At 65.1% G+C, this 24847-nt stretch carries 23 protein-coding genes, 1 tRNA gene and 2 pseudogenes; 13 read left to right on the top strand and 13 right to left on the bottom strand.

Annotation, left to right across the window (positions count from 1 at the left end):
* Positions 1-30: 30 nt before the first annotated feature.
* Positions 31-393, bottom strand: a complete 363-nt coding sequence (locus ACQP2U_RS00480; RefSeq protein WP_433712837.1) for a MerR family transcriptional regulator — start codon at positions 391-393, stop codon at positions 31-33.
* A gap of 50 nt (positions 394-443) precedes the next feature.
* Here ACQP2U_RS00480 and ACQP2U_RS00485 point away from each other — a divergent pair.
* Positions 444-974 (top strand): annotated as a pseudogene (locus ACQP2U_RS00485) (NAD(P)H-dependent oxidoreductase); the annotation flags it as partial.
* Between the two features lie 134 nt (positions 975-1108).
* Here ACQP2U_RS00485 and ACQP2U_RS00490 read toward each other — a convergent pair.
* The 6 genes from ACQP2U_RS00490 to ACQP2U_RS00515 all read right to left on the bottom strand — a co-directional run bounded on the left by ACQP2U_RS00490 (position 1109) and on the right by ACQP2U_RS00515 (position 6887).
* Complete coding sequence (locus ACQP2U_RS00490) at positions 1109-1939, bottom strand: ESX secretion-associated protein EspG (RefSeq protein WP_397040698.1); 831 nt, start codon at positions 1937-1939, stop codon at positions 1109-1111.
* Positions 1936-3090 (bottom strand): PPE family protein, encoded by a 1155-nt coding sequence (locus ACQP2U_RS00495; protein WP_433712838.1) that lies wholly within the window; start codon positions 3088-3090, stop codon positions 1936-1938. The genes ACQP2U_RS00490 and ACQP2U_RS00495 overlap by 4 nt, the downstream gene beginning before the upstream one ends.
* A 51-nt stretch (positions 3091-3141) precedes the next feature.
* The gene (locus ACQP2U_RS00500) at positions 3142-3453 is read right to left on the bottom strand and encodes a PE family protein (protein WP_397040694.1); all 312 of its coding nucleotides are present in this window, start codon (positions 3451-3453) and stop codon (positions 3142-3144) included.
* Positions 3454-3619: 166 nt separating this feature from the next.
* A complete protein-coding gene (locus tag ACQP2U_RS00505; RefSeq protein ID WP_397040693.1) occupies positions 3620-3970 on the bottom strand; it encodes a metallopeptidase family protein in 351 nt (116 codons plus the stop codon).
* Positions 3970-5106: a septum formation family protein gene (locus ACQP2U_RS00510; protein WP_433712839.1), complete on the bottom strand. Its 1137-nt coding sequence runs from the start codon at positions 5104-5106 to the stop codon at positions 3970-3972. The genes ACQP2U_RS00505 and ACQP2U_RS00510 overlap by 1 nt, the downstream gene beginning before the upstream one ends.
* A gap of 89 nt (positions 5107-5195) precedes the next feature.
* Positions 5196-6887, bottom strand: coding sequence for an aldehyde dehydrogenase family protein (locus ACQP2U_RS00515; protein ID WP_433712840.1), 1692 nt, complete (start codon positions 6885-6887; stop codon positions 5196-5198).
* A gap of 92 nt (positions 6888-6979) precedes the next feature.
* On the opposite strand from ACQP2U_RS00515, the gene serS reads away from it, so the two are divergent.
* From serS to ACQP2U_RS00530, 3 genes are all read left to right on the top strand, one after another.
* Complete coding sequence (serS, locus tag ACQP2U_RS00520; protein WP_433712841.1) at positions 6980-8242, top strand: serine--tRNA ligase; 1263 nt, start codon at positions 6980-6982, stop codon at positions 8240-8242.
* A gap of 189 nt (positions 8243-8431) precedes the next feature.
* A complete protein-coding gene (locus ACQP2U_RS00525; RefSeq protein WP_397040685.1) occupies positions 8432-10213 on the top strand; it encodes a putative bifunctional diguanylate cyclase/phosphodiesterase in 1782 nt (593 codons plus the stop codon).
* A 123-nt stretch (positions 10214-10336) separates the two neighbouring features.
* Positions 10337-11773, top strand: coding sequence for an MFS transporter (locus ACQP2U_RS00530; protein ID WP_433712842.1), 1437 nt, complete (start codon positions 10337-10339; stop codon positions 11771-11773).
* A gap of 40 nt (positions 11774-11813) precedes the next feature.
* Here ACQP2U_RS00530 and ACQP2U_RS00535 read toward each other — a convergent pair.
* Both ACQP2U_RS00535 and ACQP2U_RS00540 read right to left on the bottom strand, forming a co-directional pair.
* Positions 11814-11948: pseudogene (locus tag ACQP2U_RS00535) on the bottom strand (alpha/beta hydrolase); the annotation flags it as partial.
* A gap of 44 nt (positions 11949-11992) precedes the next feature.
* The gene (locus ACQP2U_RS00540) at positions 11993-12157 is read right to left on the bottom strand and encodes a hypothetical protein (protein WP_433712843.1); all 165 of its coding nucleotides are present in this window, start codon (positions 12155-12157) and stop codon (positions 11993-11995) included.
* Between the two features lie 100 nt (positions 12158-12257).
* Here ACQP2U_RS00540 and ACQP2U_RS00545 point away from each other — a divergent pair, with 100 nt between their 5' ends.
* The gene (locus ACQP2U_RS00545; RefSeq protein WP_433712844.1) at positions 12258-13511 is read left to right on the top strand and encodes an oxygenase MpaB family protein; all 1254 of its coding nucleotides are present in this window, start codon (positions 12258-12260) and stop codon (positions 13509-13511) included.
* Positions 13512-14172: 661 nt separating this feature from the next.
* Positions 14173-15129: a DMT family transporter gene (locus tag ACQP2U_RS00550; protein ID WP_433712846.1), complete on the top strand. Its 957-nt coding sequence runs from the start codon at positions 14173-14175 to the stop codon at positions 15127-15129.
* A 196-nt stretch (positions 15130-15325) separates the two neighbouring features.
* Here the strand turns inward: ACQP2U_RS00550 and ACQP2U_RS00555 are convergent, their stop codons facing one another.
* The 3 genes from ACQP2U_RS00555 to ACQP2U_RS00565 form a co-directional block, all read right to left on the bottom strand.
* Positions 15326-15604 (bottom strand): hypothetical protein, encoded by a 279-nt coding sequence (locus ACQP2U_RS00555; protein WP_433712847.1) that lies wholly within the window; start codon positions 15602-15604, stop codon positions 15326-15328.
* A 181-nt stretch (positions 15605-15785) separates the two neighbouring features.
* Positions 15786-17324, bottom strand: coding sequence for a Rieske 2Fe-2S domain-containing protein (locus tag ACQP2U_RS00560; protein ID WP_433712848.1), 1539 nt, complete (start codon positions 17322-17324; stop codon positions 15786-15788).
* Positions 17325-17366: 42 nt separating this feature from the next.
* A complete protein-coding gene (locus ACQP2U_RS00565; protein ID WP_433712850.1) occupies positions 17367-18284 on the bottom strand; it encodes a hypothetical protein in 918 nt (305 codons plus the stop codon).
* A 99-nt stretch (positions 18285-18383) separates the two neighbouring features.
* Between ACQP2U_RS00565 and ACQP2U_RS00570 the strand changes: the two genes are divergently transcribed.
* Positions 18384-19136 carry a lysophospholipid acyltransferase family protein gene (locus ACQP2U_RS00570; RefSeq protein ID WP_397040671.1) on the top strand — a complete coding sequence of 251 codons (753 nt, stop codon included), beginning with the start codon at positions 18384-18386 and terminating at the stop codon, positions 19134-19136.
* Positions 19137-19144: 8 nt separating this feature from the next.
* Positions 19145-19894, top strand: coding sequence for a lysophospholipid acyltransferase family protein (locus tag ACQP2U_RS00575; RefSeq protein WP_433712851.1), 750 nt, complete (start codon positions 19145-19147; stop codon positions 19892-19894).
* Between the two features lie 5 nt (positions 19895-19899).
* Here the strand turns inward: ACQP2U_RS00575 and ACQP2U_RS00580 are convergent, their stop codons facing one another.
* On the bottom strand, positions 19900-20670 hold the full coding sequence (locus ACQP2U_RS00580; protein WP_433716791.1) for a helix-turn-helix domain-containing protein: 771 nt from the start codon (positions 20668-20670) through the stop codon (positions 19900-19902).
* A gap of 102 nt (positions 20671-20772) precedes the next feature.
* On the opposite strand from ACQP2U_RS00580, the gene ACQP2U_RS00585 reads away from it, so the two are divergent.
* The 5 genes from ACQP2U_RS00585 to ACQP2U_RS00605 all read left to right on the top strand — a co-directional run bounded on the left by ACQP2U_RS00585 (position 20773) and on the right by ACQP2U_RS00605 (position 24285).
* Positions 20773-21639 (top strand): NAD(P)H-binding protein, encoded by an 867-nt coding sequence (locus ACQP2U_RS00585; RefSeq protein ID WP_433712852.1) that lies wholly within the window; start codon positions 20773-20775, stop codon positions 21637-21639.
* Positions 21640-21735: 96 nt separating this feature from the next.
* Positions 21736-21811: transfer RNA gene (locus ACQP2U_RS00590), tRNA-Gly, on the top strand.
* A gap of 116 nt (positions 21812-21927) precedes the next feature.
* Positions 21928-23004 (top strand): hypothetical protein, encoded by a 1077-nt coding sequence (locus ACQP2U_RS00595; protein WP_433712854.1) that lies wholly within the window; start codon positions 21928-21930, stop codon positions 23002-23004.
* A 27-nt stretch (positions 23005-23031) separates the two neighbouring features.
* The gene (locus ACQP2U_RS00600) at positions 23032-23178 is read left to right on the top strand and encodes a hypothetical protein (RefSeq protein WP_433712855.1); all 147 of its coding nucleotides are present in this window, start codon (positions 23032-23034) and stop codon (positions 23176-23178) included.
* A 72-nt stretch (positions 23179-23250) separates the two neighbouring features.
* Entirely contained in the window at positions 23251-24285 is a 1035-nt protein-coding gene (locus ACQP2U_RS00605) for a hypothetical protein (RefSeq protein WP_433712856.1), read from the top strand.
* Positions 24286-24847: the final 562 nt, after the last annotated feature.

The raw sequence follows: 24847 nt of genomic DNA on the forward strand, positions 1-24847 counted from the left end.
GGGGCACAATGCTCCCCGCTCGCCTTCGTGTTATCGGCCAGCCTCGATATCCGAGCGGAGCTCGAGCAGATTGGCCTTCTCGGCGACGAGCCGTTCGATGGCGGTGTCCAATTGGCCTGTGCGCTCATCGATTTGCCGCAGCACGGCTTCACGATCGTCCTCGGATGCACTGGACGGGGCGGTGCACGCAATGTGCAACATCGTGTAGGACTCGGTCAGCGACAGTCCCGATGCCAGCAAGCAGCGAATATCCTTCACGGTCTTGACATCCTCGGGGCGGTAATGCCGATAGCCGTTGAGATCCCGCCGAGGCGAGAGAACACCGGCGGCCTCGTAATGACGGAGCATTCGAGGGCTCGCGCCCGTGATACGACTCAGATCGCTGATCCGCACCCGGCAAACTCCTTGACATTGACGTTAGTGTCACACTTTAGCTTGGCCATATGACGAACGAAGACGGTCGGCCGAACGTCGTACTAGTGGTTGCGCACCCGGATCACGACTCCGCTACCTGGGCCATTGCCAGAGCAGTTGCACAAGGCATCAAGGCGGTTGGAAACACCACTGCCACAACACATGATCTGACAAAGTCGGGATTCGATCCCGTCTTCGGCAAGCAGGATCTGGCGGTGCACCGGCTACGGGGCGAGGTTCCCCCCGATGTCAGGCGTGAGCAGGAATTGCTCGACTCGGCCGATGCAATCGCTCTCCTCTTCCCGGTGCACTGGTGGTCGATGCCGGCCTTGGCCAAGGGATGGATAGACCGCGTATTCGCCAGAGGCTGGGCCTACGACACCCTTTTGGAAAGCGGTCAGAGTGCAGTAAGAGCTTTGCATTTCATCGCAGTTGCCGGTCTCGATGAAGGCACCTACGACCGGCGCCGATACAAGGAGGCGATGACGACTCTGATGGTGCACGGCGTTGCCGGATACTGTGGGATAGCCGAGTCATCCATCAAGATGCTCTACGGCACCGAGACCGACGACCCGCGAGTTCACGAACGGCTGATCGACCAGACACCGGATCGGTGTAGATCTGGCGCAGCGGGCGCAATCGGCTCGAGATCAGGACGCGGCATAGCGGGCATTACTTCCCAGCGGATGCGCCCTCAGGCCAACCTCGGATTCCTCGGAAACTCTTCGCGCTCCGGCAAGGAATGGATCAGATCCTCCACCGCGGCGCGCAGGCGGGCGGGAGTGCCGCTGGCCAGCGACGACCACTTGGTGCCGTCATCGGCCACGCTCGCCGTCGAGATGAATCGCCCGTTGCGGGTGTTGAACACAGCGATGTGATTCTCGACGATATCGCGGGTGCCGTCCCCGTACAGGACGGCCGTGATCTGCGCGTGCGAATGGATTTGGACCACGGCCGAGGCGATCGTTTGCGCGTCCTGCGCGGGATTGCCGACCTTTGCGAGTCGTTCGGCGGTGGCAGTCGCATCGCCGACATCCTCGAAGATCGTGGCGAGCTCCTCGGTCGGTGCGTTCATCCCGTAGAGCTCGAGTGGCTGGGCCGTGCCGAGCGCCGCTATTACGGTGCCCGCCAGGTCGATTCCCACTTCGTCGATCACATACGAGTCCTGCCCGCGAAGGGCTACGACGGAAAGGTCGTCGCCCTTCGCCAGACAAAAACGACTCACGTACCCATCGACGATCAGCCGCATGGCGATGATCCAGTGCGGCCGGTTCAGCACCCGAAGTCGGTCCTCCAAGTCGGGCTGAATCCCACCGTCGATCAGCAGGTCCCGTTGTTCGAGCGACTCGGCGGCGGCGGCCATTGCCGCCTGATGCGCGGGCACACTGTCGAAGCGGGCGTATGCGTTCAGTACAACCGGGAGGTCATCGAGATCCAGTTTCTCGCGGAGAAACTGGATCTCGTCGGGAGACAGCACAACCGCCTCGAGTGCGGATGGGCCACCGATAGAGCCGAGGACGGTCACCCCACCGTCCCGGCGTTGGCGCCGATCACCCCGTCGGCGGCGAAGCGACCATCGGTGAAGTGATCGGCCCGCAGGTCGACCTTGCTGTCGTGCTCGGACTCGTCGTCCTCGCCGTCACGGGCCTGGTTTCCCAGCAGCGGGTTACCCGCGCTGCCGTTGCTGATCGACCGGGCCGGTGTGGCTTCGACAGATGCGACCGTCTCGGGTGCCGCTGTCGCGGTGTTACCGCCGATCACGCTGCCCGTACCCCAGCCTTCCGGCAGTTTGAGCTGGGCGCTGCCCGCACCGGCCGAGGTGCCGGAGAACGAGACCGCACGAGTCGCGGCCGCAGTACCCGCCGCGGCCATCGCGCCACCCATCGCCATCGGGGCCATGGTGGCCATCGGCGTGCTCGTCGCCGCCGCGGCGACCGCATTGCTCGCCACGCTGCCGACCGTCGACACACCGGTGCTGACCACTGATCCGACTGCCTGCGCGGCCTGCGTCGCGGCGCTGGCCACACCCGGGTTCGACACGAACGCCTGCACGGCGGCGACTGCTGTCGAGATAGGGTCGGTGGGCGCTTCGAAGGCGGCATCGGCGGTCCCGCTCGGGTTGGCCTGACCCGCACCCGCGGCGATCGGCGGCGGCATCGGGAAGTCGGCGGGTGTGGCCACCATCGCCGAGGTCGCCGCCTCGTAGGTCTCCATCACCATCGCCGCGCGCAGATCCATGGCGTGCCTGGCGAGTTCGGCGGCCTCATAGGCGCCGCTGACGGCCCCGGCCGGGTTCGTCGAAGCGATCAGCGCGGCATTGACGGCCGCGATTTCGGGCGGGCTCGGCATAGCGAGCGCGGCAACGCCGTACGCGATGACGTTCGCCGCTGCCTTGCCGCCCATCGCCGCGGCCTGCACACCCTGCTGTTCGGACCAGCCGAGGAAGCCGGTCAGCTTGCTGAGCGCGGCAATACCGTTGACCCCCTGCATGCCGACGCCGAGTTCGGCCATGACACGGGCAACGGTGGTCGTCGCATCGACCCAGGCGGCGGTGAGCGCGCCCCATGCGGTAGCGGCGGCCGAAATCGGGACCGCGTGTGCGCCCGCGTGAAGGGTGGCCGAGTTGACTTCGGACGGCCGGGCGACCCACAGGACCCCGGTGACTCCTGCAACCATGCTTGTAACTCCCCTGAATGTCTGAATGGTGGTTGAGGACAGCCGAGCGGGCTAGACCTGAATGGCGTTGACTCCAGCGGCGCGCACAACATCGCCGGCGATATGCTGCGCCAGCTGCATGCGCAATGTCTGGGCGGCATGATGCAGTTCGAGAATGCCCTGGGCGACGGAATGATCGTGGGTTACCGCGCCCTGGTTGAAGTGGCTTGCGGACACGAGCGACACCTCTTCGGCGCCGGACGGGATCACATGCGTCGCTGGTGCGGTGATCATGGACGCTGCGGAAAGCCGCTCGGCGACCAGATCGAGTTCTGCCGCGGCGGCGAGAATGGCCTCGGGCGAGATCAGTACATGTCCAACCATGACTCGACTCCTTCTAGTGGCTGTGGGGCGGAACCACGAGAATTCCCCCTTCGAGTGATAGGACGCGACAGCAACGCGATCGGTTCCATCGAATCCCCAAGTTTCTTCCGGTCATCCGTGCTGGTTTCGCGCTCGTCGAGCCGAGCCGAACACAACTTGGATAAGACTAGCCCCATCCCAGCTCATGCAACCGGTCTTCGTCAATGCCGAAATAGTGTGCAATCTCATGGATCACAGTGATCGCGACCTCCTCGACGACCTCGCGCTCGTTGCCGCAGATATCGAGAATCGCCTCGCGATAGATGGTTACGGTGTCGGGCAGCGAGCCGCCGTAGTGACTGTCGCGCTCGGTCAGCGCGATTCCGTGATACAGCCCGAGCAGATGCGGATCCTCCGGATTGCGCGGTTCGATCAGCACGACCACATTGTCGATGGCGCGGGCCAATTCGGGCGGAATGTGATCGAGCGCATCGCCGACCAGCTCCTCGAACCGGTCCGCGGACATGGTCACCGCCATCAGCGCGGTTGCGGCTGTGGTGGCAGCGGTGCGGCGCCGGGCAGCGGGGCAGGAGTCGAGCGGCCGGAGTTCGGTGGCGGCACCGGAGCCTGGCCGTTGATCAGGATGTCGCCTTTCGCCGATCCGGTGATCGGCGCGAAACCCTCACGGTCGGTGCCCTTTCCGATCATGCAGTCCAATTTGCGGCTGCCCGCCAGCCAGCTGCGCGCGTCGAGGTAGTCGAAGAAGACGGTCAGCGTCTTGTTGCGCACCGCATCGGGTGAGCCGAGATAGTCGTTTGCCGCCCGACCGCACTCGTCCTCCATGAACTTGTCCTGGTCGTCCTTGGTGGGCGGACCGCCGGAAAAGTGCTGGCCGAGATCGATGGTGGACACGATCTCGACGGCGTGCGCCTGTGCGCAATCCACCGGATCGGTGGGCAGATTCTGATTGATACCAAGGCAGGTGCCCGGCTCGAAGACCTTCGACTGATCGTGTTCGGTGGCCGCGCCGCTGGTCGGCAGCGGGGTGCCGGTGCTGCCGGAGAACTGGAGGCCGCAGCGCAATGTTCGGTCGCCGTGCTTCCACCCGTCCGGACTCGGATACATAAGGCCGACTACATAGCGACCGCGCGAATCGAATTTGCCGTTCAGATACTGCTCGACGGCGGGGGTGCAGTGCTCTTCCTTGAGTTCGGTCAGTCGCAGCGAGTCCGGAAAGCGCGAGCCCGGACCGAATTCCACGCCAGGATATTTGGCCATATCGACATCGGCCGCGACCTCGAACAGATGCTTGCCGGAGCAGGCCACCTTCACCAGATCGCCGCGGTCCGGTTTGCTCCAGCTGAGACAATCGCCCCTGGCCGCGGTGCCGAACTCCTTGTCAATGGCGGGCTGGCCGGGAGAGCCCGGATTGTGCGCCTCCAGACCCTTGTTGTCGTAGCCGGTGATGAACAGACCGACCAACGAGATGATGACGGCGCCGGCCGCCGCGGCGAGCAATACCCAACGCAGCTTCGGCGCGGACAGATGCAGCTTGCCGTCGGCGACGGCGTCGCGGTCGATGATTACCGACTGCGGGAACGATTCCGCGCGCGAGAACTCGCCCGAGGGCAGGTCGGACTCGCGCACGTCCTTGGTCACATCATCAGCAGACATCGCGGTCCATCATGTCAGCGTCTGTTCGCAGTTGCTACGACCTGGTCGAATCGATCGCAAGCGCCCCGGTCGTACCTATGCGAGGCGCGTCAGCCGCGGAACGCGGAGAGGAACAGGCCGGGCAACCGTGCCGGATTGGCGCTGGCGTAGAACTCGGTGAGCTTGCGTCCCGTCGCGGCGGCGGTCGCATTATCGACGAACCACGGCGGCTTCGGCGACAGTGCCAGTTCGCCGCGCAGCAGCGACCGGGGCGAGGGCCGGAACGGTCCGCGCACCACTGTGCGCTCCACATCGTCGAGCAGGAAGGCATTGTGCACCACGCCGATTCCGCTCTGCACGTCGTCGAGGGTGTGGCCGGGATAGGCGCCCCAGGACGCCCTCGGGGCCAGGAAAGCCAGTGCTGTCCAGGCATTCACCGCGATGGCGCCGTAGCGCAGCCGCTCCACCGCGCGGTCGAAGGCGATGCCGAGCCGCTTGATGGTGCTCGGATGCGCGATCACATTCACCCCGAGCGTCCCGATCACGTCGTCATTCGCGAAATCAACCGCGCGCTGCAGGAATTCACCTCCGGTATGCGGCAGTTCGACCACGCCGAGCACCGGCGAGAAGTATTCGGTGCGCAGCAGCGGAGTTTCGGTCGACGGCAGCCTCTCGACGAGCACGCGTTCGCGATCGGGCCCGAGCCGCTCGGCATCCGGATAGGAATCCAGCGCCGCGGCGACCCGATCGTCACTGCCCGGATAGTAGGCCCGGCGCTGTGGTGCCCGCTCGATCGCGGCACGCAGCTCGGCGAGGAACCGGTCCTTCTGCGGCCAGTCCGCGCTCACCACCACCGCCTGGGTCGCGACGCAGTTGTAGCCACCGTTGTGTAGCCGCTGGGTCGCGACGTGTTGGGCCTGGAAGCGCAGGTCGGCGTCCTCCCATTCGCCGGGCACCACAATGGTCGGCGAGACGCCGCCGAGTTCGCTGGTGATCGGCTTGTCCAGCAGCGGCCGACCCGCGGCCTTGCCGTCCGGACCCCAGACGATCGCGTCATGGGTTCGCATGCTGCCGGTCATGTGCACATGCGCGACGTCGCTGTGGTGCACCAGGAACTCGCCCGCCGCGGCCCCACCGGTCAGAATCCGCAGCACACCGAGCTCGATCAGGGGTGCGAAGACCATCTCGTACACCGTGAACAGTGGGTCGGTGATCGGATTCAATTTGAGCGCGACCACCCGGTTGTGGGCGTAGAGCTCGTAGAGCACGTCCAGCGGCGGAATGGAGGTGATATTGCCAGCCCCGAGGACCGCGCCGACGCCGCCGGTCGCGGTGGGGTCGAGTTGCGCGAGCCCGGCGCGTCGACGCGCGGTATCGGCGTCGACGCCGGGTCGTAACCATACTTCCCCGTGAAAGCCGCTGAGCAGCAACCTGTCGTAGAAATCGAGCGGCAGAATCGGCACAGCGACCCGCTCCCCCGGTGCCTCGGCCAACGCGACCCCGTCGAGCGGGCTGTGCCCCTGCTCCAGCGCCGAGAGCGTGGCCGACAGCGCGGCCGTTGCCTGCAGCAGTGTCATCGGACCCGACATCCACTCCTCGCCGATCAGCGGCGAGTCCGTGGCCAGACCCTTGATGGTGCGCGCGGCACGCACCCATTCATGGGAGAACCGGCCGGTGCGGGTGTGGATATCGTCGAGAAGTTCGCGGCGGCGCCGCAGCGGGGTATGCGCCCAAGTTTTCTCGCCCGCGACCAGATCGGCTACTGCGTTATCAATAGCGGTTTCGTCGAAAGCTGTGCCCACAAGCCAACTATGCGCGTGTGTACCGCAGGACGATCCGCATACTGGGATATCGGCGTGAAACCGCAATATCGCGACCATTAGGCTGGTCACCCATGATCGACCTCCGATTCCTGCGGGACAATCCCGACGCGGTCCGCGCCTCGCAACGCGCCCGCGGCGAAGACCCCGCCCTCGTCGACGCCCTGCTCGAGGCGGACGCGGCGCGGCGTGCGGCGGTGGCCACCGCCGATAACCTGCGCGCCGAGCACAAGGCGATGGGCAAGCTGATCGGCAAGGCGAAACCGGAGGAACGGTCCGTCCTGCTGGAACAGGCGCAGGAGATGTCGGCGAAGGTCAAAGAGGCCGAGGTCGCCCAGCACGCCGCCGACGCCGATATGGACACCGCGCACCGCGCCATCTCGAATGTGGTCCAGGAAGGCGCTCCCGCGGGCGGCGAGGACGATTACATCGTGCTCGAGACGATCGGCACGCCAAGGGAATTCGATTTCGAGCCCAAGGACCACGTGGAGCTCGGTGAATCGCTCGGTCTGTTCGATATGGAACGCGGCGCGAAGGTTTCGGGCGCGCGGTTCTACTTCATGACCGGTTACGGTGCGCTGCTGCAGCTGGGTCTTCTGCAACTCGCCGCGCAGAAGGCGGTGGCCAACGGGTTCACCATGATGATTCCGCCGGTGCTGGTGCGCCCGGAGATCATGGCCGGTACCGGATTCCTTGGCCAGCACAGCGCCGAGGTCTACCACCTCGAGGAGGATGAGTTGTACCTGGTCGGCACCTCGGAGGTGCCGCTGGCGGGCTACCACTCGGACGAGATCCTGGACCTGAGCGCGGGGCCGAAGCGCTATGCGGGCTGGTCGTCGTGTTTCCGGCGCGAGGCGGGCAGCTACGGCAAGGACACCCGCGGCATCATCCGGGTGCACCAATTCGACAAGGTCGAAATGTTCGTGTTCACCACACCCGAGGAGGCAGCGGCCGAACACAAGCGACTGCTCGCCTGGGAGCAGGACATGCTCGCGGCCGTCGAGGTGCCTTATCGAATCATCGATGTCGCCGCGGGTGATCTTGGCAGTTCGGCCGCGCGCAAATTCGACTGCGAGGCTTGGGTGCCGACCCAGCAGACCTACCGCGAGCTCACCTCGACCTCGAACTGCACCACCTACCAGGCCCGCCGCCTCGCCGTGCGCTATCGCGACGAGAACGGAAAGCCGCAGATCGCAGCCACTTTGAACGGTACGCTCGCGACTACGCGCTGGATTGTCGCGATCCTGGAAAACCATCAGCAGGCCGACGGTTCTGTTCGGGTGCCCGCCGCGCTGGTACCGTTCGTCGGTACCGAGGTGCTGACACCCCCGCGATAAACACCTCGAAATAGCCCGTCCCACATTGCCTGCAGGTAAATAGCTAGGGGTTCGCCATGCCGGATTCACAGGATGTGGCAACTGTAGGTAATTTCTATGTCTAGGCTATTCCCCGTGCGAGGAATCGGGTCTCGCGGCGATACCCGAACCCGGGTGCGGGCCGCTTCTGCGTTGGCGACGGCTATGGTCATGTCCCGGACCACCGGGGCCTTCTATGTAATGGGGGGCGCGCTCGGCCTGCTGATCACGGGAATTGCCCCGGGCAGCGAAGGCAATCGAGCGCTGGTGGGTACCGCCGCCGCGGTGGCGCTGCTGCTCGGACTCAGCCTGCTCGGCTGGGGTCCGCGGTTGCCGCATGGGATTCACCATGGTTATGTCGCGATCGCGACGGTATTGGTGACGATCGCGGTATACGCATTCCCGAATACCGTCGGCGCGATCAGTCTCGCCTCCTTCTATGCTTTCGTGGCCTGTGATGCCGCATTGTTCTTCGCATGGCCGCAGGCATTCGCGCACATAGCCTTCGCTATGGTCATGTGCCTGTGGGTGATGCCCACGCGGCCGATACATCCCACACTGCCGTGGTGGTCCGGGTTGATACCGGCCGGTGTGACCTTCGGTGTCGGCGTGGTGGTCGGGATCCTGACCCGAATGGCCTCCGAGGCCGATATCGACGTGCTCACCGGACTGCTCAACCGGCGTGGTTTCGACCGAGCGTTGAACGGCGCGATCGAAACCGCCACGCGAACCGGCCAGGGACTGGCGCTGGTGCTCGTCGACCTCGACCGCTTCCAGAAGATCAACGATCACCTCGGCCATCGCGCGGGCGATGCGGTGCTGCAGCGAGTCGCCGATACGTGGTCGAAGCTGCTCGCGTCGGATCAGCGACTGGCTCGCTACGGCGGTGACGCCTTCGCGCTGCTGTTGCCGAATACCACCGAGCAGGCCGCGATTCTGCTGACCGAGCAGTTGCGGGCATCGGTGACAACGGGCTGTTCGGCCGGTGTCACCTCATGGCAGCCGGGTGAGTCGGGTTCGCTGCTGGTGAGTCGGGCCGATGTCGGTCTGTACCGGGCCAAGCAAGCGGGGCGCAACCGGACGGTGCTGGAGTCGTCACGGCAGTTGCCGCTGGCGGTCGAGTTGCGCGAGGCCATCGACCGTGGCGCGCTCGATGTGCACTACCAGCCGATCGTCAGCCTGACCGAGGGCGGCGGTAAGGCGGTCGGTGTCGAGGCGCTGCTGCGCTGGTCGTCGAGTGCACAGCCGGATGTCACCACCGAGGGGCTGATTCGGGTTGCCGAGGAATACGACCTCATCTCCGATCTGGACGAACTGGTATTGCGCCGCGCTTGTGCGGACGCGGCTCGTCTGCAGGAGACCTTCGCCCAACTGGATCTGACGCTGAATGTCAATGTCAGCGGCCTGGAACTGGCCGAGACAGGTTATGCCGACCGGGTCGCCGATATCCTGTCCAGCACCGGTTGGCCCGCCGATCAACTGGTGCTCGAGGTGACCGAGAGCGAGTTGGCGGCCGAATCCCAAACGGCCATTGGCAATCTGCATATTCTCCGCGAACGCGGCGTGCGCATCGCGATCGATGACTTCGGCACGGGGTACTCGTCGTTGAGCCGCCTTGCCACGCTGCCGAGCGACATCATCAAGGTCGACCAGTCGTTCGTCGCCGCGATCCGTTCGGACTCGCCCGCGCCGCCGCTGCTCGGCGTGATCGCGGCACTGAGCAGTGCACTGGACCTGCAGGTGATCGCCGAGGGCGTGGAGACCGAGTACCAGGCGGCGGTGCTGACCGAACTCGGTTTCGCGCTGGCCCAGGGCTATCACTACAGCGATTCGCATCCGGTCTCGGAGTTGATCACCGATCTGAACGAACATCAGGGGCGAGTCGGTCCCGGGCTCGACGAACTCGGCGATGGGGACCTGCACACCGCCAACGGGTGGCTGCCGCTCGGCTGAAAATCGCTTGACGTGCGCGGGACAGTTCGTCAGGCTGACGGTATGCGTTTGCTCATCTACGGCTGTTGATCAGGTAGGTCGCTGACCGGCGGGATCGGTCTGCGCGCGCTTACCGTGCGGGCGGTGCTCTTCAAGGGCATCGGCGATCTGATTCCGCTCTACGCGCTGTACGCGGTGCTGTTCGCCGATCATGGATTGAGCACCGGGCAGATCTCTTCCCTGCTGGCAATGTGGTCGGCGACCGCGTTCCTGCTAGAGGTGCCATCCGGTGCCTGGGCCGATACGGTGTCACGGCGTGGACTGCTCGTCACCAGCGGTGTGCTGTTGACTGCCGGTTTCATGTGCTGGACTGTGCTGCCGACCTATCTGGGGTTCGCGATCGGCTTCGTACTGTGGGGTGTTTCGGGCGCGTTGGTGTCGGGGACCTTCGAGGCATTGCTCTATGACGAACTCGTTGCCAGGAACAAGCAACGGGCGTATCCGCGCATCATCGTATATGCCAGGGCGGCGTCGGAAGCCGCGATCGTGATCGCCATTCTCGCCGCGACGCCGTTGTATATCTGGGGCGGCTATCCGTTGCTCGGGTGGTGCAGTGTCGCGTTCGCGGCGCTGCACACTCTGGTCGGGCTTTCATTGCCGAGCGCGCCGAAGGCTGTGTCGGCTTCGGCGGTCGAGGATCTGGAAGACGAGGATGGCTCCTCCGAGATATCTCGAGCGGCGGGCGCCTCGACCGGGCAGCCGGTCGCGGTGCGGGAGTCGAGCGCGTCCGGGTCATCTGTGCAGTTGGATGGCGATATAGCTCAGGGACCGCACGCTCACTACGCGTCGGAGACAGGACGCGTGGCGACGGAAGCCGCCGGGATAGTGACGGAATCGCGACCCTTCGCGACGTATCTCAACATGCTGCGAACCGGTGTGAGCGAGGCGATTCGGGTGCGTGCCGTGCGCAATGCGGTGGCGTTGGGCGCGCTACTGTCCGGGGTCACGGCCTTCGACGAGTACTTTGCGTTGCTCGCCCAGGAGGTCGGAGTGGCGACGGCGGTGGTGCCGGTGCTGGTCGGTATTACGGTTGTCGGTTCGCTGGTGGGTTCGGTGTCGGCCGGGCGTACCGAGGGAATGTCGGCACGTGCCATGGCGATCGCGGTGGGTCTGGGTGGGGCGCTGTTCGTCGGCGGTGCGGTGGTCGCCGGTCTCGCTGTCCGCTCGCCAGCGGCGGTGTATGTGCTTGCGGGCGTGGGCTTTACCGCGATCGGTGTTTCCTACGGCATCGTCTACAACGCCAGTGTGGTGGCGGGGGCTCGGTTGCAGGATGCGATCGAAGGGCCTGCCAGGGCAACGGTCACCTCGGTATCCGGCCTCGCATCGGAGGTTGTCGCGCTGGTGGTATTCGGGTTCGCCGCAATCGCCACTATGTGGTTGTCGATGTCGACGACGGTCGCGCTGCTGGGGGCCTCCTTGCTTGCGATTGCCCTGCTGATCCCGTCCTCGCTACCGCGGCGTACCGCCGAGCGGTGCGGCAGTGAGGCTCTGGAATACGAGGATGCGGTCGCCGACGAGTGAGCCGCCTGACGGTGGATCCAGCGTGCTCATGGCGCCTGGTAACAGCCTCGTGGTCGAGCAGCGTGAAATGGTTGGCCCCGGCGATATGAAGGCCGTTCTCATCGTCGAAACCGATGCGGCGAGTCCGATTTCAACCGGAGCCACTGGCTTGCGGGACCAGGCCGTCGCCCGCGATTTCGTGCGGAATTCCGGCGCACGCCTGGCCGCCGCTGGCATTCGTCAAGGAACCGGTTCGTCGATTCGCGGTCCGCGGGTGAGCTTGGCGAATCCCGAGGTTCCGATGATCTCGATGGCGGCGTCCAGCAGTGCGCGGCGGCGACGGGCGCGGCGCTGGTCAATCGACATGCCGCCGTAGGACGCGCGGGAGTAGCCATCGCCCTCCATTCTGGCATAGATCCTTGCCAGATATCTGAATCTGTGAGACGGTCTTGTCAGAATGTGCTCCAACTGGGCGCGAACCACTCTTTCCGATGGGTGAAATGCAATGACGCATGACAACCAGCTGCTGCCCACTCCGCTGCTGTTCACGGAGTTCCCGTTCCGGTACGCGGTTCCCGTGCTGGCACCCGGCGATCTGCGCTGCACCGCGGCGCAGCGGGATTCGTTCCGTCGGTTCGCGCAGGTAGGGGATCCGCTCGCGGACGATCTGGTCGCCATGTTCAAACGGCTGCCGGTCGGCGAGGGGCGCCGAATGTTCGAGATCGCCGTGGAGCGCGGAGTCGATGCGGTATCGAATCCGCCCGCCGAGTTGACGGCATTCTTCGATCAGGTCGAGACGGACCCGTACTGGCTGGACCGAACCAAAATCGACCGCGGTGCCAGGGTCGTGGAACGCACCAGTGTCTGGGGCGGGATCGCGATGGGTATGTTCGCACTGATGGGCGGCTATTTGGCCGCCCGCGCGGATAAGACCCTCGTCGGCACCGGCGATCTCGATGCCATGGCACCGCGCCGCCTGGCCGAAACCACTCAGTGGTGGCTGGACGTCACGACTCCTGGTGGTCTGCAACGCAATCAGGTCGGCTACAAGAGTGTGCTGCGAGTGCGACTCATGCACGCACTGGTGCGCGCGGGCATGAATCGACGCGCTGATTGGGATTACGAAGCCTGGGACCACCCGGTGAACCAGGTGCTCACCGTCGGCACGCTCGGGCTGTTCTCGATGGCGAATCTGGTCGGCGCACAGGCGCTCGGCCTGCGCTTTTCCGCCCAGGAGAAGGATGCGGTGTTCCAGCTCTGGCGCTACGTCGGCTTCCTGCTCGGCATCGACGCCGAAATCCTGCCGACCAATGAAACCGATACCTGGCGCGCATTCTGGATCCTCGCTGATACCGAATTCATTCCGGACGAGGACTCCCGACGCCTGGCCCAGGCCCTGGTCCCGGCTGCGGGCGGTCTGTTCATCGGCACCGATACCGCAGCCAAGCGCCTCATCCGCCGGGTGATCACCAGTTACATGGTCGCCTACAGCCGAATCGTCCTGGGCCCAACAAATTCCGACTTCCTCGGCCTGCAGAACAGCAAATTCTTCCAAAGCGCCGTCATGGCCACCGCCGTGGTCAACGGCACCATGGAAGTGCCCCGCCAACTCATCCCGGGCGCCACCCGCCTCCAAGAACGACTCGGCGCCCGCATCCGCGCCCGCCTGGTCCGCGGTTCAATCGCCCGCAATGGAGGTGACCGCACGTACGCACGTCACGACACCTACGCCGCGCGCAGTGCTTTGCGCGCCGGGTAACCGATGGCCTGCGGCGGTTCGATCCCGCACAGGGCATTCGAGTGGATCTTGTGCTGCCAATTCCTCGCCACGAGGAGGCTCCGCATGGGGAATGACCGGCTGGGGTCCCGGTCATTCCTTCTTCATCACACCAGGGCGGTCGCCGATTTCGCGGGCGAGTGGGCGGCCGCGGGCGAACCACCCGAGCTGACCCCGCATCTTCCTATCGAGACCGCACTGCGGCGGTCGGCACTAGTCGCTGAATGGGCGAGCACTCGAGACAGAATGCCCGCCGGATAGGGCACTGCCAGCACGCCCGCGCCGCCCATCGGCAATGCAGCCGAATGGCGGTCTCGCATATCGATCGCCTCGCCTAGGTTGTGGAGGCTGTTGCCGAATGCGTCCCTGGGCGGCTGTTGTGCCACATCAACGTCACACGTGGGTGATCAAATCACTTCCGGCTGAGCATGATTGCAACGGCAGCCGTCGAAATGGGGGCATGACCTGTGTCACGGCCAAAATCCGCGACGATTCGGCAACAGGCTCTGTGGCCTATGCGAGGTCATCACTAGGTCTGCGACCGTGCCGGGGGCTGTGGCCTGCACCGCGTGCCGGAGGTGAGATCGAGGGCGGTGTGTTGTGGCTCGGTCGGGGATTGCGGGGGTGGCGGTACGGTGCGGGGATGGTGGCGCGGGCGAAGGTGGGGTTGGCCTTCGGGTTCTGCATCGGGGTCGGGGTGGCGGTGCAGGGCCGGATCAATGGGGCATTGGGGGTGCGGTTGCGAGATGGGCTTGCGGCTGCCTGCATCAGTTTCGGTCTCGGTCTGGTGGTGTTGGTGATCGCGTTCGCGGTGAGTCGGCGGCTGCGGGACGGGCTGGTGCGGGTGCGGCGGGCGGTGGTCCATGGCGAGCTGCGGCCGGTCCAGTTGTTCGGTGGGCTGTGTGGTGCGTTCTTCGTTGCGTGCCAGGGACTTACTGTTGCCGCGATCGGAGTCACGGCCTTCACGGTCGCGACAGTCGGCGGCCAATTACTGAGCAGTCTGGTGGTGGACCGGCTCGGGTTGGCACCGAACGGTCGCACTCCGGTCACGGTTTCGCGCGTCGGCGGTGCGGCGCTGGCCATGGTCGCGGTCGTCCTCGCCGTGGCGGGACGGTCCGGTGCGCCGGTCGGTTCCGCGGCCGTTCCCGAATGGCTGCGCACCGGCCCGACGGCAGTGCTGATCCTCTTGCCCGCGCTGGCCGGAATCGGACTGGCCTGGCAACAGGCGGTCAACGGTCGCGTCGGCGCGGTAGGCGGTCCGTTCTCCGCCACCCTGGTGAACTTCGGCAGCGGCACCGCGGCCCTGTTCGCCATCGAGGCGTGCATCCTGGTCGGTACCGGTTGGCCGACCGAATTCCCCAGCGAGCCATGGCTCTATCTCGGCGGCCTCATCGGCGTCGCCTTCATCGCCTTGGCCGCCATTACGGTCCGCTGGATCGGTGTCCTACTCCTCGGGCTGACCTCAGTAGCAGGTCAACTCCTCGCCTCGATCACCCTGGACCTGCTCGCCCCAACCGGCGCTGGACTCTCCCCAACCGCCGTAATCGGTTGCGCGCTTACCTTCGTCGCCGTTCTCGTCGCCACCCGCTCACAAAACTGAGCCCGACGCCAGCCCTTCAGCATTGCGGCCGATTCACCGATGTGTCAGCCATTGCCATGCGCTCGCAAGTCCGATCCCGATGTTCCTGGCTGCAACTCCGACGGCGCTTGGCCGTTGAGGTGCGGTCAACCGGCGACGCGACCGCAATGGTCGACGTCGCTGGGAGATCTACCTCGCAGCGCTCGGATTCGTTCGGTTAGCTGCTGCCGAACCAGCCCGGAGGGAACAACCACGGGATCGAACCGCTGCCCCAATCGCCGCTGCCCCAGCCACCGTTGCCGCCCCAGCCCTTGCACCCGGGGCCGAAGCCAGGGCAGTGCGGATTATATGTCTGCACTGCGCTCGGTCCGGGTGTCGGCGTCGCCATCGCGGGGACCGCCAGTGCCATCATCGGAGCCGCCATCGCCGCTCCAATTAGTGCGATATTTGCGAGTAGTCGGCGCGTGCCGATGCAGCGCGCCTTGTTGCTGATCATGGCGCCTTCTTCCAGCGAATCGTCGCGCGGACCTGACTCGCCGATCGTCGAGTTCGTTGGATATCCCCGACGCCCCCGATTGTAGGAGCCCGAGGTTGTCACCACCAGCAGGTGAGCGGGCGAATTGCACCTATTTCAGAACCGACCTGGAGTCGGCGAAAGGCACCCAGGGGAGCCGGATTCAGCCGAGCTTGCGCGAGCGCAACTCATGCCCCTTGGAGGTCTTGCACCGGCCGGATTCCAGATCCCACTGCCACCCGTGCAAATTGCAGGTCAGGGTATTTCCCTCGACCACGCCGAATTTCGACAGATCCGCCTTCAGGTGTGGGCAGCGGCGCTGGATCTCCCAGCCGGCCAATTCCGTCGACGCGGAATCGTCGTGCGCCTCGGCGAACCACCCGTCCGCATAGGCGATCCGCTCATCGGTGAGGCATTTGAAGAAGGTGTAGAGGAACTCGTTGTAGCCGCCGATGCGCCAGGCCTGGAATCGAGTGGACAGGAAAATGGTGTTCACCCAGTCCGGCTCATTGTCACGCAGTACGGTGCGCACCAGTTCCGGTGGGATCCGGAAGCCGTACCGATACTTGCCTTCACCCTCGATCGGCCCGCGGACCACGCGCTTGGGGAAGTCCAGCACCACGGTTTCGTCGCCGATGATCAGTCCGACCGGATAACCGATCCCGTCGCAGATCAGATCGCTCTGCTTCATGATCGGCTCGAACAACGCCTGCAGCGGTTCCAGCAGCGGCCCGTCACCCGTTGCCCACGAAGCCTTTTCGTCCGCCAGCACCGGCGCGAGGCGCTGTGCCATCAACTCGATGTATTCGGCCTTGTTGTCATAGATCAAGCCGGGCTCGAACGGATGGGTCAGCGCGAGTTCGGCACCGCGCACATCGGCGACCGAACCCGGGATCATCAGAATTCCGCCCTCGTTGCCGTGGATTTTCATCTGTTCCAGGAAAACCATTTGATCCGGGAAGATATTGCCCTCGTCGCCGCGGTCGTCATTGAGGTAGCGCAACTCGTCGTCGAGGAATACCGGCGGTCCGGCCGAGGGCACCACCCAGGTGGCGCCGACCTGCTCGATATAACTGCGCGCCCGATCCATTCCGCGCTGGCGCTTCTGCTTACCGAAATTCGACTTGGTCCGCGAAGGAATGTCGTAGACCATCGGATACCAGATCGCGCCCGAGTACTGCAGCAGGTGGATATCGATCTGCCCGAATGCGTCGTGCAGCACATCCATATCCACCGGACGAGCATCGTTCATGTTGAAACAGGTGGTCTCGCCGTCGGAGACGACAAGCCCGGAGTCGCCGATCGGTCCGTCGGCGGGTGCGCGCAGCGCGATGATCATGATGTCGATCTCGCCGCCGAGTCCGCTCACCCGATGCTTGACCGAATCCTCGGTCTCGAAGAACTTGTGGAAGCCGAGCTTTTCCAGTTCGCGCTCGAGATCCGGCACCGGATAGTCCGGCAGCAGCACGGTCGCGTCCTTGTTGACGTGTTTCGCGAGATGCGCCGCGTCGAAGTGGTCGCGGTGCAGATGCGAGACGTACAGGAAATCGCAATTGCCCAGCGCGTCCCAGTCCAACTGGGTGTTGTCCGGAAACGGAAACCACGAACCGAAGTACGCCGGGTTGACCCAGGGATCGCAAAGGATCGACCCGGCCGCGGTGCGGATGTGGAATCCGGCGTGTCCGACGCTGGTGATCTGCACGAGCTGCTCCTCCTGACCGTTACCAGCCATCCAGGGTAGTGGTTAGGCAGAAACGTCGCCGATGCAGTAGCCCTCGTTGGCCTCGGTGAGGGTGAAGGTGCGCGTCTGCGTCACTCCCGAGGAGTTCGTGACCGGAACCTGGACCGTGACGTAGCCCGCGCGCAGCCGCTCCGAGCCGATCTCCTGATCGGTGAATTTCGTGATTCCGGTCAGCTTGCCCGGGTTGTCGGCCAGTGGCGGAACTGTCGGACTGCCGGTTCCGTTGGGATCCCAGTTCACCGGGCTCGCCTTGCAGACCAGCGGGTATGTTCCTTCTTTATCCGAGGGATCGAGCGGAGTGCCGACGAAGCGTGCCAGATAGCGGCGCACGGTGTGCCTGGCATCGGCTTCATTGGGTCCGGCTTCTGCACCATCCTGTGCCACCCACGGGCAGACGATCCGGGACGAAACCTTTGTGGCCGCCATCACTTCGCTTCGATCGAAGGTGACGGTCGTGCCCGCGTTCTGCCACGTGATGGTGTTCTGTGTGGTGGTCGCGGGCTGTGCGAGGGCCTTGAGGATCGTCGTCTGTTCGGTGGCCATATCGGCCACATTGCCCGGAGCCAGCATCCAGCACTTGGACCGCAATTCGGCGGGTGTCGAACCAGCCAAGACGGCCCCGAAGCGGGCCGCGACGTCAGTCGCGCCGGGCAGGCCGGGGACCGCGCCGACCGGCACCGCGAACGCCTGCGCCACGACCGCGGGAGCTGTAGTCGGAATCGCGGCGGCTTGCGTGGTGCCAGTCGGCGCCGATGTTTGCTTCGGCTCGTCGCCGGGAATGCCGGACACGGAATCACAGCCGGTGAGCAGCACGGCGCCGGTCAGCACCAGACCACCCATGATGGCCGCCAGCCCTCTCCGATCGCGTTCGCGCGGGTCCTTCCAGTCGCGTTCACGCGGGATCGGGCGGGCGCGTTCCACTTCGGTGGTCCTCTTTCTGAACGTTGAGCGACGGGTCAGACGCGCGCAGTCGCGGCGGCTCTGCCGGATGGGACAGTCAGCGACTACGCTAGCGGAATTGTGGAACCCGTCTACCGGACGATAATCGGGCTTGCCCGGACCGTCTTCTTCGTCGAAGGTTTGAAGTTCAGCGTCAAGGGCGCTGAACATATTCCGGCGCGCGGTGGTGCCGTCCTCGCGGTGAACCACACCGGCTACATGGACTTCACCTACGCGGGTCTGCCGGTGCGCACCCCCAAGCGGTACATCCGTTTCATGGCCAAAAAGGAGGTGTTCGACAACAAGATCTCCGGCCCGATCATGCGGGCGCTCAAGCACATTCCGGTCGATCGAGCCGCCGGGGCCGACTCGTACAAAGCGGCACTCGAATACCTCCGCAAGGGGGAGTTGGTCGGCGTCTATCCGGAGGCGACGATCAGCCGCAGCTTCGAGATCAAGGCCTTCAAATCCGGTGCCGCGCGCATGGCGATCGAGGCGGAGGTGCCGATCATTCCGATCGTCATCTGGGGCGCCCAGCGCGTGTGGACCAAGGGCTTCCCGAAGCGTCTGGGCCGCACCAATACTCCGATCTCCATCGCCGTCGGCGCACCGATCCAACCCTATGAGCCCGCCGCCGAACTCACGGCCCAACTGCGCAGCACCATGCAGGCCATGCTGCTGGATCTGCAGAAGGACTACGTGCACGAACCAGGTGCGTACTGGGTACCGGCACGCTTGGGCGGGAGTGCGCCTACCCTCGAAGAAGCCGATGCCATGGATGCCGCCGAAGCCGAGGAGAAGGCGGCACGGCGGTCGGCCGAGGATTCGTTGTAAGGACAGTCATGTCGCGGGAACCGGTCTATGACATTCTCACCGGCTTGGTTCGTGCATGGGCCGCGGTGCAGGGTCTGCGGATCGACATCACCGGCCAGGACCGGATCCCACGCACCGGCGGCGCCGTACTCACCGTGAACCACACCGCCTACCTGGACTTCATGGAGGTCGGACTGGTCGGGCGCAACTCGCGGCGCAATGTCCGCTTCATGATGAAGGCCGAACTCGAGCACGGCATCGTCGGCTTTCTCATGAAGCACTGCAAGGCAATCGGCGTCGATCGCGCCGCCGGAGCGGCCTCATACCGACGCGCCGTCGAAGCATTGCGGGCAGGCGAACTGGTCGTGGTCTATCCGGAAGCGACGATCAGCCGCAGTTTCGAACTAAAGGAATTCAAATCCGGCGCGGCACGTATGGCGCTCGATGCGGACGTGCCGATCATTCCCATCGTCATCTGGGGCGCGCACCGCATCTGGACAAAGGGCTTCCCGAAGCAACTCGGTCGCCATCGTTTCCCGATCAATATCCGCATCGGCGATCCGATCCCGCCCGCCGAACCGGCCGACGCCCTGACCGCCGAAATCCGTACGCGGATGGGCGAATTGCTCGAACAGGCGCAAACCTGCTACCCGATGCCCGAAGGCGCGCCTTGGGTGCCGGCCCGCCTCGGCGGCGGCGCGCCCACCCTCGCCGAGGCCGCAGTGCTCGAGCGGGAGGAGATGGCCCGCCGTCGCGCTCGAGCGGCACAGCGGCGCTGAGCTCGTCAGGAAGACCGGCACGGGGTCGGCGCGGGCACCTGTCCCTCGAAGAACTGGCTGGGCGGTACTCCCATCAGAGCTTTGAAGTCCGCCGCCATATGGGATTGGTCGTAGTAGCCGTGGACGGCTGCAACGTCGGCCAATGACACCTCCGTGCTCGCGTCGGAGAGAATCTGGCGTATACGGTCGATCCGGGCGAAATGCTTTGGGGAGATGCCGATTCCGTCGGTGAACAGATTGCGCAGTTGCCGTTCGCTGACGGCGAGGTCGGCGGCGAGTCCGTGGACCGTTGATGCCGCGGATATGGCGGCTACCGCAGCACCCAGCAGTTCGCGGTGGGTGCGTTGTGTCATGTTTTCGGAGATGCGTTGTGGCAGAACCGCGTCCAAGAAAGGCAGGACCTCTGCCGTTGGCAGCCTGGCGAGTTCGTTCGCCAACTCGGCGGCGACACCGGGAAGGTCGGCCAAGCGGACGACGCGATCGGCTAGCGCGGCGGCGGGCACGCCCAGCAGTTGACGGGCGGCACCGGGAGCCAGGCGCAGGCGGGTGCAGCCAGTGGCTTTATCGGCTTTGGAGTAGGAGGCACGGGTCCGCGGGCCGAGGACCAATGCGTCGGGACGGTCGGCAGCACGCAGCACGATCGTCGTCCCGGCGTGGGGCACATGTGCGAACGGCAAGGATGCATCGGTGACGGCGGGGAAGCGTCCCAGCTCGGTGATCCACGGGCGCAGCGATTCCGGTGCGGGCAGCGTGGATTCGGTCAGGTCTACCTGCATGGTCACCCGACCCACTGTATGCAGCTCACCGCCGGATACGGCACCCGGAGCCGTGCCGAAATTTCCTATCGAACCGGGTGGCTCCGGCGGCACGCTCTCCTCATGATCGTCATCACCGGTGCTACGGGCACCATCGGCAGTGAAATCGTCCGTCAGCTGGCCGCTCGTGGCGTGCCGGTGCGCGCGGTAACGCGGAATCCGCAGCGGGTGCCCGCCGGGGTCGAGGTGGTACGGGGCGACTATCACGACCACGACTCGATGGTCGCCGCGATGACCGGCGCGGACGCCGCCTTCCTGGTCGGTGTCCTCGGTCCGGACGACGCCGAAACCGATCGCGCGCTGGTCCGCACGGCTCGTGACACGGGCGTCCGCCGGATCGTCAAACTTTCCGCCATCGGCACCGGCGAACCGGAACTCGGCCGCGTCGGCACCTGGCATATGTCCGGCGAGCAGGCGGCCAGGGAAAGCGGTCTCCAATGGACGATCCTGCGTCCGTCGAGCTTTGCCTCCAACACATTGAGCTGGGCCGATGCCATCCGATCCGGCCAGCCGGTGGCGAATCTCACCGGTACCGGCAGCCAGGGCGTCATCGATCCACGTGACGTCGCCGCGGTCGCCGTCGAGGCCTTGCTGATGCCCGACCATTCCGGACGCATCTACACTCTCACCGGCCCCGCGCTGCTCACCTGCGCGGACCAGGTGGCCACACTGACAGCGGTCCTCGGTCATCCGGTGGACATGGTCGACGTGCCGGAAGACGTTGCGCGCGAACACATGATCGCCTCGGGCATGTCCCCGGAATTCGCCGATGGAGCACTGGCGGGCCAGGCCTACGTCCGCGCCGGCGGCAACGCGACGCTCACCGACGACGTCCACCAAGTCCTCGGGCGCGCACCCCGCAGCTACGCCGAATGGGCAGCTGACCACGCCCGCGCCTTCACGAGACTTGCCGACTCGACCGCTCCATAATGCGCCACAGATGTCCGATTTTCCTTTGGAGGTGGTGACGGACTACAGTTTCGGACGCAACAACGTCGCGGCCCTCCCGGCCCCGACGAAGCGCACGCGGATGTAGCGCAGCTGGTAGCGCATCACCTTGCCAAGGTGAGGGTCGCGGGTTCGAATCCCGTCATCCGCTCCATGAAAACGCCAGGTCAGTAGCGTGAGCTACCCTGGTGTAGATGTGTATGTCACCACACATGTCACCACTTGCGGTCACGACAGCTTCTCAGGGCACCTACCGGCTCTGGAGGCTTCATGCTCACTCCCCGCCCGCGGCCCCGTAGTAACGGGTCGATCGCCTGGCAGGTTCCGTTCCATTACTACGACGAGACCGGGCGTCGACGGTCGATGTCGGAGACTTTCGACGATTTCGAGGCCGCGGTGCGCTGGTGTGAGCTGGCCGAGGTGGTCGGTGTCGGCGAGGCGCGCCGGATCCGGGAGATTCAGCTCGGATCCGGAGTGCGGTATACGACGCTGGTGGAGTGGTTGCGCAAGTACACCGCGCGGCTGACCGGTATCGAGGAACGCGCCCGGGCCGGCTACATCCGCTACATCGATGTCGATATCGAACCGTTCTTCGGCTCGTCGCTGCCGATCACGGCGTTCAATCAGGATCTGGACGCGGCGTGGATCGTGCATCTGGAGCAGGACAAGGGCAACGGTGCGAAAACCATTCACAACAAACACGGGTTCCTGTCGGCGGGGTTGAACGCGGCTGTGGCCGAGCGACCGTCGCCGTTGATCCCCTACAACCCGTGCCTGGGCATCCGGCTGCCGCGCCACGACGCGCCGGAGCTCGACATCTTCGACAACGACGAATGGGAACTCTTCGAACAGTTGATGCCGCCGCGGTGGCGCCCGCACGCCGAGTTCAACCTCGTCTCGATGGCACGGCCCAGCGAGGTCACCGCCATCCAGATCCGCGACATCGACAAGCGGACCGGCGATGTGCGCATCAACAAGGCGTGGAAGCACGTCGGCGGTGAGATGAAGCTGGGAAAACCCAAGTCCTCACGCGGTATTCGCACCGTCACGGTTCCGCTGGAAACCCTCGAGCGCTTCGACCTCGACCGGCCGGGGGATGAGTTGCTGGTCCACACCAGCAACGACACCCCGATCAGCGCGGGCTATTTCTACGCCAAAGCCTGGGTGCCCGCCATACGCCGCTTGCGTGCCCTCGCCGACGGCAACCTCGAACCGTTCGGGCCCAATGCTCAATGGAAGGGCGCGGATCCGGAGGATCTGCTGGAGCGTTTCGCCGACGCGGTCGCCTCGATGCGCGGCAAGCGACTGACGCCCTACACGCTGCGGCATACCGGCATCTCCTGGTAGCTCCAGGACGGTGTGCCGCTGTTCGTCGTGTCTCGCGACGCCGGGCACAAGTCGGTCAACACCACCGACGCCCGCTACGGCCACAACGACCGCCGCGCCAGCGCCGCAGCCGCGCAGATCATCGCCAACAGGCTGCCCCGAGCCCGGGCCGCGATGCTGCGCACCGTCGCCTGAACTGCTCCGAGTACGCCACCTGCCCATCAGGATTCATTTCATGACCGCGGTGTCGGAATGAAATGAAATGGAATGAAACGGAATTCCACGATGCTGAAAGCCGTCGACACACGCACCACCACCGATACCCCGCCACGATGCCAGTTCCCTTTGGACAACGGGGGCACCTGCGACGCCTCCGTCCCGAACAGCGGCAGACCAGGCGCACCGCGCAAATACTGCGACAACCCCGACCACACCGCCCAGAAAGCACTGCGCCACAAGCGCAAAGCCGATGACCAGGCCGGCAAGCGCGTGGAGCAGCGCCCGTTACGTCCAGTCACCGACGGCATGAATGCGCTCGCCGATCTTGTCGACCGCATCGAGCTGACCCGCGCGGAACTGGCAGCCACGCTGGTCGACGCCGGTGAATTGATCGCCGAGGTCACCGACCCTGCGGTCATCGACCGCGAGATCGCAGAGATTCGACGGGACGCGACCGTCCGTATCGCCGCCGCCGAACAGGCTCGCGTCGATGTGGAGAAAGCGACCACGGTCATGGCACGTCGGCTCGAACGCGCGGTCGAACTCGAGGAGCTGGCCCTGGCCGCCGCCGACGAAGCCGCCGAGCAAGCACAGCAGGCCAAAGACCTTGCAGCACAAGCTGGTGTCGACGCACAAGAGCGCATTGCCGAGGTGGAAGCGGATCGCGACCGGGTGTACGAGGAGGCCGAAGCGGTCTTGAGGGAAATGCGCGGACACCTCGACGACGCCCGCGCAGCACAGGCCCACGCCGAAGGCGAACGAGATGCCGCGGTCACCAACGCTGAGGCTTCAGCTGAGGAGAACGCGACCCTGCGACAGCGGCTCGACGATCAGGCCACCGAACACCACCAGCAACTCGAACAACGCGATATGGAGTACTCCCGCGCGATTACCGCCGCCCACGCCCTCGCCGCCGGGCCGAAGACGATCTCAGAGGGCTGGGGAGGAATGCGCGACACCAGCTTCGTCACCGGCGGCTTCACCGGCGCCGCCGTTGCCCCCGACAGCCGCACCGATCTGTACCTGTTCCGAGGCGACCAATACGTGCGCTACAACAACTCCGTCCAAGCCGTCGTGAGCTGACAAACCCACCCCTTCTGCACGCCAGTTCGACGTATGCAAGGCTCCGGGACCACACATGTGGCCCGGAGCCTTGCACCATTCTCAGATGAGACAACAACCTCACGGTGGCGACCGCAGCCGACACCACGAACCCCGGGCCGCTGCGACCGCTCACGTCGACTGGTGCTCGCGGTCACCGCTGATAGACAACCCTCGATGAGCGGCGGTGTTGAGAATCGATCGATTCTCGACACCTGGAAGCACGCGTGCGCACACGCCGGAATCCACGATTACATGTGGGGCTGGGTTAAGGCCATCTGAGCGGCGTAGAGGAGGTGGGCCATCCATGCAAGCATGGGCATCCTCAGCATAAACCCCTGGTCACAGGGCATTTGCCTGCCAGTCCCCGCGTCGTATGGTGAATCGGATCACGCTCCGGGAAGCCCCGGGAGCGCCCATACGTATAGACCCCGGAATCCTGAAGCTGTCAGGAAGTGCAAAGTAGCATGCCGGTCGCCTGACGCAGAGGAAAGGCCGAGGGTCGCCGCAGATGCACGCGTTCGTGGACGAGACCGAGCAGAAC

This window comes from Nocardia sp. CA-084685 (assembly GCF_050955785.1).
Classification (GTDB): domain Bacteria; phylum Actinomycetota; class Actinomycetes; order Mycobacteriales; family Mycobacteriaceae; genus Nocardia.